This window comes from Ancylobacter sp. TW_SC_1 (genome assembly GCF_056836805.1).
Genome location: NZ_CM166365.1, coordinates 2,867,653 through 2,879,928, shown reverse-complemented (window position 1 = coordinate 2,879,928; position 12,276 = coordinate 2,867,653). Strand labels below are relative to the sequence as shown.

The following is a 12,276-nucleotide window of genomic DNA, read 5'->3' as shown; positions in this document are numbered from 1 at the left end:
CCTACCGCCGCCATAGCGCGAAATTGGCCAGACCCAGCACGACGAGAATCTCCAGTCGGCCGAGAATCATGGCTATTGCCAGTATAATCTGCGCATAGGCGGGCAGCGTCCCCCACTCCGGCCAGCCGACATCCGGCTGCCAGCCGGCGGTATAGACCGGACCGACATTGCTCAGCGCCGTAAGGATCGAGACAAAGGCAGCCTCGAAGCTCGGCATCGCCGGTGCGATGGCTACCGAGAGCGCCGCGATCACCGTGCAGGCGACGCCGAACATGATCCAGATCGCCTTCATCATCTGCAGCGTCACGTTCTGCTGGCCGAGACGGCGCGGATGCACGGCGTTCGGCTGAACCAGCCGCTCGAGCTCCAGATGGCTCTGAAGCAACATAATACCTGCACGGTAGATCTTGATGCCGCCTGCGGTGGAGAAGCTGGCCCCACCCACGAAGACGATGGCGACGACGAGCGTCAGCGGCAGGCTGGCGAAGGCGCCGCCATGCGGCTCGATGCCGGTCGTCGTGATCAGCGAGACGGCGGTGAACATGCCGTCCTCCAGCGCGATCGGCAGCGACAATGCGCCATTGGGCATGCGGAAGCCGGCGGCCCCGGCGATGATGCCGACCGCCAGGCACAGCACGAACAGGGCGATGTTCTCGTACTGTCCGAATGCGAGCCGGAAGCGCCACGACAGCAGCATGCGGTGCCACAGGACGCTCGTCCCGCCCACCAGCATGAAGAGCATCAGCACCAGCTTCACCGCGAAATGGCCGTAGGCGGCGACACCGTCGACATCTGGCAGCAGGCCGCCCGTGGAAAGCGCCGATCCGGCGAGCCCGAGCGCGTCGAACATCCTCACGCCGAAGAGGAAGAGCAGGAACGTGCACAGGATGGTCGCGCCCAGATAGACGGGCAGCACCAGCCGCAGCGCGTCGTCGAGCGAGGACTGCTCGGTGACGCCGAGCAGGGTCGAGCGCACGCTCCGGTCCGGCAGACCGCCGATGCCCGCAGGCCCCAGCACGGCGACGAAGCCGAGCAGCGTCAGCAGGCCGCCGGCCCATTGCAGCGTCAGCAGCCAGCCCAGCGTCGCGCGCGGCACGTCGTCGATGTCATGGATCTGCACGGCGCCGGTGGTGGTGAAGGCCGATACGGCCTCCAGCCACGCGTCCATCGGGCCGAGCGACGTGGTCGCGGCGATCGGCACGGCGGCAACCACCGGCACGCCGATCCACAGCACGATGAGCAGGCTGTAGGACGCGAGCCGGTCGAGCCGTCCGCCACGATTGCGCACCGCGAGATAAACGGCTCCGGCCCCGAACACGGTGAGCAGCGCCGTCATCAGGAAGATGTCGGCACCGGGTTCGTTGCGGAACAGCGAGACCAGCGCCGCGATCAGCAGGAAGCCCGCCATCACCCCGGCAGTGAGCGCGCTGTGGCGGGCGACCGCGATCATCTGGCCCGGCCTCTCAAAAGAATTCCAGGCTCACCCGGAAGAGCTGCTCGACCCGCTTCACCTTGTCGGCGAGCGCGAACATCACCACCCGGTCACGCGCCTGGATGACGGTATCGCCGCGCGGCAACAGCACGCGACCGGCACGGATCACCGCACCGATCCGCATGCCGTCGAAGAGGTCGAGCTGCTTCAACGGCTTGCCGACCAGCGGCGAGGTCTCCAGCGCCTCGGCCTCGATCACCTCGCCCGCGCCGTTCAGCAGCGAGTGGACCCCGCGGATGCGGCCCTTGCGGACATATTGCAGGATCTTGGAAACGGTGATCTGGCGCGGGTTCACATAGGCGTCGATGCCGAGCCCGCGCGCGAAGGCGGGATAGGCCGGATCGTTCAGCAGCGACAGCATGCGCCGCGCGCCAAGCTCGCGCGACAAAAGGCAGGACAGGATGTTGACCCGGTCGTCATTGGTGACGGCGATCACCGTGTCCGCGTCGCCGACGGCCGCCTCCTCCAGGATCGTGCGGTCCAGCGCGCTGCCGCGCAGCACCACGGTGCGCGACAATTCCTGCGCGATGGCTTCCGCCCGCTGGAGGTTCTCCTCTATGATCTTGACCCGCGCCTTCGGATTGCGCTGCTCCAGCTCGCGCGCGACGTAGAGCCCGATATTGCCGCCACCGCCAATGACGATGCGCTGCGCCGGCGGCTCGTCATGGCCGAAGATGGAAAGCGTGCGGCTCACCTGGTCGCTCTGGGCGACGAAATAGACGAGGTCGCCGGCGAGCAGCGAATCCGTCGAGCGCGGCACGAAGGTCTTGCCGTTGCGGTTCACCGCGACGACGACGGCGCGCAGATCGGGAAACAGGTCGGTGAGCTGGCGCAGCGGCGTGTCGAGGACCGGGCAGTCCTCCTGGCAGCGCACGCCGACCACCACGACATTGCTGTCGTTGAAGCTGACCGTGTCGACCGCGCCCGGCAGGGAGAGGCGCCGCAGCACCATCTCGCCGACTTCGAGCTCCGGCGAGATGACCACGTCGATCGGCAGGTGGTCGCGTGAGAACAGGTCGCGCCAATGCCCCTGCAGGTAGCTCTGCGCGCGCACGCGGGCGATCTTCGTCGGCACGTCGAACAGCGCGTGGCCGACCTGGCAGGCGATCATGTTGACTTCGTCGTGCAGCGTGACGGCGATCAGCATGTCCGCCGCCTCCAGCCCCGCGCGGGCCAGCACGTCGGGATGCGAGCCGTGGCCGACGAAGCCGCGGACGTCGAGCGTGTCCGTCACGGCCTGGATAAGACGCGGCGACGTGTCGATGATGGAGACGTCGTTCTGCTCGGCGGCGAGCCGCTCGGCGATGCCGAACCCCACCTGCCCCGCGCCGCAAATGACGACCTTCATGAAGACCCCGTTCGAACCCGACCGGCGCCGGGCGCTTCGCTAGCGACACCCCCGGCTTACCTCTGACCGAGTCACTCTATAGCAGGTTCGCGGCTCTCCGGAGACTGGCCGGGCCGGGTCCGCACATCTTCATGAGGCTTCCGGCGCTCAGCCGATGCCGAGCGCCTTGAGCTTGCGGTGCAGCGCCGAGCGCTCCATGCCGACGAACTCGGCGGTGCGCGAGATGTTGCCGCCGAAACGGCTGATCTGGGCGACGAGATATTCGCGCTCGAACACCTCGCGCGCGTCGCGCAGCGGCAGGCCCATGAGATGCTCTCCGCCACTGCCGCTCGGCAGGCTCGGCACCAGCGAGCCGACATCGGGCGGCAGCATGTCGGCTGTCACCGGCACCTCCGTGTCGCCGGTGGCGAGGATCAGCAGCCGCTCGATGTTGTTGCGCAGCTGGCGGACATTGCCCGGCCAGTCATGCGACTGCAGCACCGCGAGGGCGTCATCGGCGACGCGCCGGCGCGGCAGTCCGGTTGCCTGCGAGATCTGGTCGAGGAAGAACTCGACAAGCTCCGGCACGTCGTCGCGCCGCTCGGCGAGCGGCGGCACGCGGATCGGCACCACGCCGAGCCGGTGATAGAGGTCCTCGCGAAAACGGCCTTCCGCGATCTCCTTTTCGAGATTGCGCGCGGTGGAGGAGATGATGCGCACGTCCACCGACACCCGCGTCGCGCCGCCGACCCGCAGGAAGTTCTGATCGACCAGCACGCGCAGAATGCGGTTCTGCGTCTCGCGCGGCATATCGGCGATCTCGTCGATGAACAGCGTGCCGCCATGCGCCTCCTCAAGAGCGCCGACCTGGCGCCCCTGCCCTTCGCTGGCCTCGACGCCGAACAGCTCGACCTCCATCCGCTCCGGCGTGATGGCGGCGGCGTTGATTACGACGAAGGGGCCGTTGGCCCGTCCCGAGGCCGCATGGATCATGCGCGCCGTCAATTCCTTGCCGGAGCCTGAGGGGCCGACGATCATGATCCGGCTGTTGGTCGGCGCGACGCGTTCGATGCCCTGCCGGAGCTGGTTCATCACCGAGGAATGGCCGACAAGCAGCTGCGCCCCCGCGGTACGCTGCTTGAGGTCGCGCACCTCGCGCTTGAGCCGCAGCGTCTCCAGCGCGCGCTCGGCGACGAGGATCAGCCGGTCGGAGTTGAACGGCTTCTCGATGAAGTCATAGGCGCCCTGCTTGATGGCGGCGACCGCCGTCTCGATGGTGCCATGGCCCGAGATCATCACCACCGGCACTTCCGGGTGGTTCTTCTTGATGAGCTCCAGCAGTTGCAGCCCGTCGAGCTTGGAGCGCTCCAGCCAGATGTCGAGGAACACGAGATGCGGGCGGCGCGCCTCGACCGCCGCAAGGGCCTCGTCGCTGTCCTTGGCGGTGCGGGCGCCATAGCCCTCGTCTTCCAATATGCCCGCCACCAGCCCGCGGATGTCGGCCTCGTCGTCGACGATCAGAATGTCAGTCGCCATGGGTCCGTCCTCCTTCAGCCGACCAGCCGGGCAGAGGCGTCGACGCCATTGCCATTGCCGTTACCGTCATTGTGGGCGGTGGGTCCGCCGTCCCGTGCGAAACGCATGCGGATCCACGCACCACGTCCACCGGGCGCGTCGTCCAGTTCGATGCCGCCGCCATGCTCTTCCATGATCTTCCCCACGATCGCGAGACCGAGACCCGTGCCCTTCTCGCGCGTTGTCACATAGGGCTCCAGCAGCCGCGCCCGGTTCTCGGTCGGCAGGCCCTTGCCATTGTCGATAACGTCGATCGTCACCATCCGCTCGTCGGCGTGCAGTGCGACCTGGATGCGCGGCGGCTCGGTACGTTCCTCGGGTGGAACCGCCGCGAGCGCCTCGGTGGCGTTCTTGATGATGTTGGTCAGCGCCTGCGAGATGAGGCGGCGGTCGAAGCGCGCGATCACGGGGCGCTCGGGCACGTCGAAATCGATGGCGACGTCGGGATTGCCGACGCGCATCAGGAACACCACCTGCCGGGCCGTCTCGCCGACATCCTGCGCCTCGGCGACAGGTTTCGGCATGCGCGCGAAGGAGGAGAACTCGTCCACCATGCGGCCGATGTCGCCGACCTGGCGGATGATCGTCTCGGTGCACTGGTCGAAGACCTCGCGATCCGCCTCGATCACCTTGCCGTAGCGCCGTCGCAGCCTCTCCGCCGAGAGCTGGATCGGGGTCAGCGGATTCTTGATCTCATGCGCGATGCGCCGGGCGACGTCGGCCCAGGCGGAGGTGCGCTGGGCGACCACCAGCTCGGTGATGTCGTCGAGCGTCACCACCCAGCCATGCTCGGCCTCGCGCGACTGCTCCGTGGTGACGCGCACCGCGATCACCCGGTCGCGACCGTTGCGGGTCAGCGTGGTGTTGCCCTGCACGCTGCGCTCGCCGGCCTCCATCGCCTGCGCCAGCAGCGAGGAGACTTCCGGGATGATGGCGCCGAGCTCGCTGCCCAGCACTTCGGCCTCGGCGACGCCGAGCAGCCTCTCGGCCGGCCGGTTGATGATGGAGATGCGACCCAGCGAATCGAGGCCTATGACGCCGGCGCCGACGCCCGACAGAACCGCCTCGGTGAAGCGGCGGCGGGTATCTATCTGGTCGCGCGCCTGCACTAGGTCGTCGCGCTGCGTGCGCAGCTCTTGCGTCATCTTGTTGAACGTCTCGGCCAGGCTCGACAGATCGCCCTCGGCCCGGCGCACCGGCACCTCGACATAGAGATTGCCGGCGGCGACCAGATCGGCGGCGCCGATGAGGCGGCGGATCGGCGCGACCAGCCGGTTGGCGAAATGGATGCCGAGCCACACGGCGCAGAGCAGCACGGTCAGCGAGATCACGGCGTAGAGCACCGCGAAGGCCACCTGCACGCCGACCCGCTGCTGCTCCAGATTGCGGTAGTCGACGACCGCCGCCTGCGTCTCCTTGAGATACTCGATGACCCGCGGGTCGACCGAGCGGGCGACGTAAAGATACAGGTCGCCGAAATCCTTGAGCGGGATGACCGCGCCGACATAATCGGCGTCGTTGGGCAGGTAGATCAGCGGCTGCTCCTCGGTCGCGTCCTTCAGCGCGAGGTTGGCCGGCACGACGAATTCGCGCCCGACGCGGATGGTGGCGCGGTCGACGATCTGCAGATCCTTGTCGATGATCATCGCCGCGGGCAGGCCACGCACCACCGATTGCGCCGTCAGCGCCTGCCGGAAGCGGCTGCGGTCCTGGTCCCACAGCGGCCGGATGCGCTGGAGGTCGCGCGCCATGCCGAGAATGTCGCCGCGGATCGAATAGGCGTGCTCGCGGACATAGGTCTGGGCGACCGAGACGGCATTGTCGACGATCGAGCGCGTGCGCACCGAGAACCAGCGGTCCAGGCCCTTGTCGAGCGTGATGCTGGCCAGCACCGCCACAAGGAGCGCCGGCACCACCGCGACGACGCCGAACAGGCCGACGATGCGCACATGCAGCCGCGCCGCCGCCCTGCCCCGCTTGCGCGCCTTGACGATGCGCCACACCTCGCGACCGATGATGCTGATCAGCACCAGCGACATCAGGCCGTTGAGGCACAGGACGACGATGACGACTTCCTGCGAGGGCACCAGCGGGGTGATGCCGATCAGGATGATGAAGCTCGCCAGCGCCATGAGGAGCGCCAGCAGCACCGCCAGCGGCGCCAGCCCCCAGAGCGAGAAACGGAATCCCATCGCGCCGAGATCCAGCGCGTCGTCCCTGTCCGTTCCGCGTGTCGAAGCGTCAGTCATCCGTCACCATGCCGGCTGCCGGGAATCAGCATGCCTCAGTGATGCAGTGATATGACACTGGTGCAAAAATGTGACATTGGCGAGCAGCCCCCGCCTTTATTCGCAGGGGCCGCCCGCCGATCACCGACTCGTGCGGATTATCTGGATGTCGAGATCGCGGATCTTCTTGCGCAGCGTGTTGCGGTTGAGCCCGAGCAGCTCGGCCGCCTTGATCTGGTTGCCGCGGGTCGCCGCCAGCGCGGCGGAGAGCAGCGGATACTCCACATCCTTCAGAATGCGGTGATAGAGGCCGGGTGGCGGCAGGTTCTCGCCGAAGCCACCAAAGTAGGTATTGAGGTGTCGCTCGACCGAGGAGGACAGCGTCTCGTCCTGCCCGTTCTCCTCCGGAGTCGGCATCGAGATCGGCGTCGACAGCTCGGCCTCGATGATCGAGGCGGTGATCACTTCCTGCGGATAGAGCGCGGCGAGGCGGCGGATCAGGTTCTCCAGCTCGCGCACATTGCCCGGCCAGCGATAGCGCTTCAGCCGGTCGAGCGCGGCGGCGTCGATCTGCTTGCGCGGCAGTCCCTCGCGCTCCGCCTGCAGGAAGAAGTGGCGGGCGAGATCCGGCACGTCCTCGGCACGCTCGCGCAGCGGCGGCAGCCGCAAGGGCACCACATTGAGGCGGAAGAACAGGTCCTCGCGGAACAGGCCCTGCTGGATGAGGATGCGCAGATCCTTGTTGGTCGCCGCGACGATGCGGACGTCGGTCTTGATCGGCGTGCGTCCGCCCACCGTCGTGTACTCGCCCTGCTGCAGCACGCGCAGCAGCCGCGTCTGCGCCTCCATCGGCATGTCGCCGATCTCGTCGAGGAACAGCGTGCCGCTCTCGGCCTGTTCGAAGCGGCCGGCCGAGCGCGCATTGGCGCCGGTGAAGGCGCCCTTCTCGTGGCCGAACAGCTCGGATTCGATGAGGTCGCGCGGGATCGCCGCCATGTTGATGGCGACGAAGGGTCCGTTGCGGCGCTTGCCATAGTCGTGCAGCGCGCGCGCCACCAGTTCCTTGCCGGTGCCGCTCTCGCCGGCGATCATCACGGTGAGGTCGGTCTGCATCAGCCGCGCCAGCACGCGATAGATGTCCTGCATCGCCGGCGAGCGGCCGACGAGCGGGATGTTGTCAGCGTCCTCGCCCAGGCTCTTGAGCGCGTTCTCCGGCTTCTTCGGCTCCGACAGCGCACGGCCGACGATGGAGATCAGCTCCTTCAGGTCGAAGGGCTTGGGCAGATATTCGTAGGCGCCCTTTTCCGAGGCGCGGATCGCGGTCATGAAGGTGTTCTGCGCGCTCATGACGATGACCGGCAGGTCCGGCCGCACCTTCTTGATGCGCGGCAGCAGGTCGAAGGCGTTCTCGTCCGGCATCACCACGTCGGTGATCACGAGGTCGCCGTCGCCCTGGCTGACCCAGCGCCACAGCGTCGCGGCATTGCCGCAGGAGCGCACCTCATAGCCCGCTCGCGACAGCGCCTGATTGAGCACGGTGCGGATGGCGGCGTCGTCATCGGCAACCAGGATACTTCCCGTCGGCATGGCGAATCTCAACTCTTCTCGCTACCGCGGGTACCGCGATACATGGGCATGAGGACACGGAACGTGGTGCGGCGCGGCTGGCTGTCGCATTCGATGATGCCGCCGTGGTCACCCACGATCTTGGCGACCAGCGCGAGGCCAAGCCCGGTGCCGGTCGGCTTTGTGGTGACGAAAGGATCGAACAGGTGAGGCATGAGGTCCTCGGGCACGCCCGGGCCGTTGTCCTTCACGCAGAATTCGAGCGGCAGGCTCACCCGCGCCGGCGCGCCGGGCACCATGAGGCGCACGCCGGGGCGGAAGGCGGTGGTGAGCTGGATCTCGCCGTCCGACGAGTCGCCGATCGCCTCGGCGGCATTCTTCACCAGATTGAGGAACACCTGGACGAGCTGATCGCGGTTGGCCAGCACCGGCGGCAGCGAGGGGTCGTACTCCTCGACGAAGCGGATGTTGCGGGCGAATCCGCTACTCGCCAGTGCACGCACATGCTCCAGCACGGCGTGGATGTTCACCGGCTCGCGCTCGATCGGCCGCTCGTCGGAAAACACCTCCATGCGGTCGACCAGCTTCACGATCCGGTCGGCCTCGTCGGTGATCAGCCGCGTCAGCGAACGGTCGTCGTCACTGGCGGACAGTTCGAGCAGCTGCGCCGCGCCGCGAATGCCGGAGAGCGGGTTCTTGATCTCATGGGCGAGCATGGAGGCCAGCGCCGTCACCGAACGGGCGGCGCCGCGATGGGTCAGCTGGCGGTCCATCTTGTCGGCGATGGTGCGTTCCTGGAGCATGATCACCACATAGCCGGGCACTTCCGCCAACGGCGCGACATGGATGTCGACGATGCGCTCGCCGCCATTGCGCGGCGTGCCGAGATCGACGCGATACTCGTTCACCGCCGCGCCGCGTGTCCGCACCTGATCGACCAGCGACAGGATCGGGCTGCCGAAGGGCACGAACTCCTGCAGTCGATGCCGCGTCAGCACCGCCAGCGAGGCCTCGAAAAAGGCCTCGGCGGCGACATTGGCGTCGACCATGCGATTGTCTTCCGCGACCGTGATGACCGGATGCGGCAGGGCATTCACCACAGCTTCCGCGGTCGCGCTGCTGGCGCGCAGGCCGGTCGTTTGCGGGGAACCCGAGTTCATGCCGCGACTCTCCATCCAATGTCGTCATAAGCGTCGCGGATCCCGGCAACGACGCGTCCGGGGTCCTCAAGGGTGAGAAGTCGCTGGCGCCAGCCCTTGGCGGCGTCCGGCTCCCGACCGGCCGTTGCCGCCACGGCGGCCAGCGACCAGCCGATATGCTTGCGGGCGCAGCGCATGCCGAGCTCGCGGCCGTAATGCGACAGCCAGCCCTCATAGAGTTCCAGCAGCACGTCGCGCTGCTCGTCAGGCGCCGGATCGGCCGGCGTGCGGCCGGTGCGCAGGCGCTCGGCGACCTGCCCGGGGAACCAGGGCCGGCCCTGCGCGCCGCGTCCGATCATCAGCCCGTCGGCGCCCGAGGCGGCCAGCATGGCCGGTGCGTCCGACGCATCGACGAGGTCGCCATTGGCGAGGACGGGGATGTTGACCGCCTCCTTGATCCGCCGGATCGCCGCCCAGTCGGCGCGGCCGGTGTAGAACTGGCAGCGCGTGCGGCCGTGAATGGTGATCAGGCGCACGCCGATCGCCTCGGCGCGGCGGGCGAGTTCGGGCGCCACCAGCGCGCTGTCGTCCCAGCCGAGGCGGGTCTTCAGCGTCACCGGCACGCCCACCGCGCCGACGACCTGCTCGATGATGCGCGTGGCGAGGTCGAGGTCGCGCAGCAGCGCCGAGCCGGCCAGCCCGGTGGTCACCCGCTTGGCCGGGCACCCCATGTTGATGTCGATGATCGCCGCCCCCGCCGCTTCCGCCATACGGGCCGCGCGGGCCATCGATTCCGGCTCGTTGCCGGCAAGCTGCACCGCGTGCAGCGCCACGCCGGCGCCTTCCGCCCGCAGCATGGTCTCTTCATGGCCCGATTCGAGAGCACCGGACGCGACCATTTCGGAAACGGCGAGACCGGCGCCGTAGCGCAACGCCATGCGCCGCATCGGGGCGTCGGTGATCCCGGCCATGGGTGCGAGCACGACCGCCGTCGGCACCGTCACCGGGCCGATTTGGAGAGGGGTGGCTGCAGCAGAAGAAGGGGGCAAGCGGCGATCACTCGATGCACATTTAATAAGCCCGACCAGCGGTGCCTATATAATAGCCACGCCGCGCGTGTCATCAACCCTTGCAAATGCCTTATGCCAAATCTTTTGCAATTGAGGGCCGCTTTTGCGCTAAACGAGGCCGCAGGGCAAGCCTGCGCTGATGAAGCGGCAGCCAGCGGAAGGGTGGATGCATACTGAGATGCGCACGGACGTGATCGTGGTGGCAGCAGGAAGCGGCCAAAGAGCGGGCGAGGGTCTGCCCAAGCAATACCGCATCCTGGCCGGCCAGCCGGTCCTGCGCCGCACCCTTGCCCGTTTTGCCGACCAGCCCGGCATACGCTTCGTGCAGCCGGTGATCTCCACCGATCATGCCGCGCGTTGCGCCGGCGTCATCGCCGGCCTCGATGGCGTGCTGCCGCCGGTGCCCGGCGGCGCCACGCGGCAGGCCTCGGTCCGCGCGGGACTGGAGGCCCTGGCGCACGATCCACCCGATGTCGTGCTGATCCATGATGCGGCGCGTCCTTTCGTCTCCGCCCGCCTCGTCACCGATGCGATCGCGACGGCGGCCATCCATGGCGCGGCGGTGCCGGTGCTGGCGGTGGTCGACACGCTCAAGGCCGTCGCGGGAGCCGGCTTCGTCGCCACCGGGCCGGACCGCAACCTCATCCGCGGCGTGCAGACCCCGCAATCCTTCCGCTACGATCTCATCCTCGCCGCGCACCGTGCCCAGGCCGGCCAGGACGACCTGACCGACGACGCCGCGGTGGCGGAGGCCGCCGGACACCGGGTCGCGACCTTCCCCGGCGATCCCGCCAACATCAAGCTCACCACGCCCGAGGATTTCGTGACCGCCGAACGCAACGCCCTCGCCGAACTCGCCGATGTGCGCACCGCCACCGGCTTCGACGTCCACGCCTTCGGTCCGGGCGACCATGTCGTGCTCGGCGGCCTGCGCATTCCGCACACGATGGGGCTCGCCGGCCATTCCGATGCGGATGTCGTGCTGCACGCATTGACCGACGCCCTGCTCGGCACCATCGGCCACGGCGATATCGGCCACCACTTCCCGCCCTCCGATCCGCAGTGGAAAGGGGCCGCCTCCGACCAGTTCCTCGCCCACGCCGCCGGCCTCGTGCGCGCCGCCGGCGGGCGCATCGCCCATCTCGATGCGACGGTGATCTGCGAGGCGCCGAAGATCGGCCCGCATCGCGAGGCGATGCGCGAGCGGATCGCCGCCATCGCCGACATCGCCGTCGCGCGGGTCAGCGTGAAGGCCACTACCAGCGAGCAGCTTGGCTTCACCGGCCGGCGCGAAGGCATCGCCGCACTGGCGGCGGCCACCGTCCGCCTGCCCTGGGTGGACTGAGCAAGAGGAGCCGGCCATGGACGAGACCCGTGACGCCATAGACCTGGAGGCCATCCGGGTGCTGGATCTGTGCCGCGCCCGCGGCCTCACCGTCGCGACCGCCGAATCCTGCACCGGCGGGCTCGTCGCCGGCGCTCTCACCGACATTGCCGGTTCGTCCGATGTCGTCGACCGGGGCTTCGTCACCTATTCCAACGCCGCCAAGCAGGAGATGCTCGGCGTGTCTCCCGCGACCCTCGAAGCGCATGGCGCGGTGAGCGAGGAAACCGCCCGCGAGATGGTCGCCGGGCTGCTGCGCGTCGCCAAGACCTCGCTCGGCGTTTCCATCACCGGCATTGCCGGCCCCGGCGGCGGCTCGGCGGACAAGCCGGTCGGCCTCGTCCATTTCGCCGCCGGTAACCGCCAGGGCGATGTCATCGTCCGTCGCGAAATTTTCGCCGGGCAGGACCGCGCCGGCGTGCGCCGGCTCTCCGTTCTCACCGCGCTCGCCATGCTGGCGGAACTCGCGGCGCGGTAGCCTTTCCATTCCGACGA

At 68.2% G+C, this 12,276-nt stretch carries 9 protein-coding genes; 2 read left to right on the top strand and 7 right to left on the bottom strand.

The features are described 5' to 3' along the window. Position 1: 1 nt before the first annotated feature. The 7 genes from AC1PZ7_RS13275 to dusB form a co-directional block, all read right to left on the bottom strand. Complete coding sequence (locus tag AC1PZ7_RS13275) at positions 2–1,450, bottom strand: TrkH family potassium uptake protein (RefSeq protein WP_482355693.1); 1,449 nt, start codon at positions 1,448–1,450, stop codon at positions 2–4. A 13-nt stretch (positions 1,451–1,463) separates the two neighbouring features. Continuing rightward, positions 1,464–2,840 (bottom strand): Trk system potassium transporter TrkA, encoded by a 1,377-nt coding sequence (trkA, locus tag AC1PZ7_RS13270; RefSeq protein ID WP_482355692.1) that lies wholly within the window; start codon positions 2,838–2,840, stop codon positions 1,464–1,466. A gap of 147 nt (positions 2,841–2,987) precedes the next feature. Further along, positions 2,988–4,355, bottom strand: coding sequence for a nitrogen assimilation response regulator NtrX (ntrX, locus tag AC1PZ7_RS13265; protein WP_482355691.1), 1,368 nt, complete (start codon positions 4,353–4,355; stop codon positions 2,988–2,990). Positions 4,356–4,369: 14 nt separating this feature from the next. Next, positions 4,370–6,643, bottom strand: a complete 2,274-nt coding sequence (locus AC1PZ7_RS13260; RefSeq protein ID WP_482355690.1) for a sensor histidine kinase NtrY-like — start codon at positions 6,641–6,643, stop codon at positions 4,370–4,372. 120 nt (positions 6,644–6,763) lie between these two features. Beyond that, the gene (gene ntrC, locus AC1PZ7_RS13255; RefSeq protein WP_482355689.1) at positions 6,764–8,209 is read right to left on the bottom strand and encodes a nitrogen regulation protein NR(I); all 1,446 of its coding nucleotides are present in this window, start codon (positions 8,207–8,209) and stop codon (positions 6,764–6,766) included. 8 nt (positions 8,210–8,217) lie between these two features. Continuing rightward, positions 8,218–9,348 carry a two-component system sensor histidine kinase NtrB gene (locus AC1PZ7_RS13250; protein ID WP_482355688.1) on the bottom strand — a complete coding sequence of 377 codons (1,131 nt, stop codon included), beginning with the start codon at positions 9,346–9,348 and terminating at the stop codon, positions 8,218–8,220. Then, the gene (dusB, locus tag AC1PZ7_RS13245) at positions 9,345–10,340 is read right to left on the bottom strand and encodes a tRNA dihydrouridine synthase DusB (RefSeq protein ID WP_482359642.1); all 996 of its coding nucleotides are present in this window, start codon (positions 10,338–10,340) and stop codon (positions 9,345–9,347) included. The genes AC1PZ7_RS13250 and dusB overlap by 4 nt, the downstream gene beginning before the upstream one ends. A gap of 223 nt (positions 10,341–10,563) precedes the next feature. Between dusB and AC1PZ7_RS13240 the strand changes: the two genes are divergently transcribed. Continuing rightward, positions 10,564–11,742: a bifunctional 2-C-methyl-D-erythritol 4-phosphate cytidylyltransferase/2-C-methyl-D-erythritol 2,4-cyclodiphosphate synthase gene (locus tag AC1PZ7_RS13240; RefSeq protein WP_482355687.1), complete on the top strand. Its 1,179-nt coding sequence runs from the start codon at positions 10,564–10,566 to the stop codon at positions 11,740–11,742. Positions 11,743–11,758: 16 nt separating this feature from the next. Further along, a complete protein-coding gene (locus AC1PZ7_RS13235) occupies positions 11,759–12,259 on the top strand; it encodes a CinA family protein (RefSeq protein WP_482355686.1) in 501 nt (166 codons plus the stop codon). Positions 12,260–12,276 lie beyond the last annotated feature (17 nt).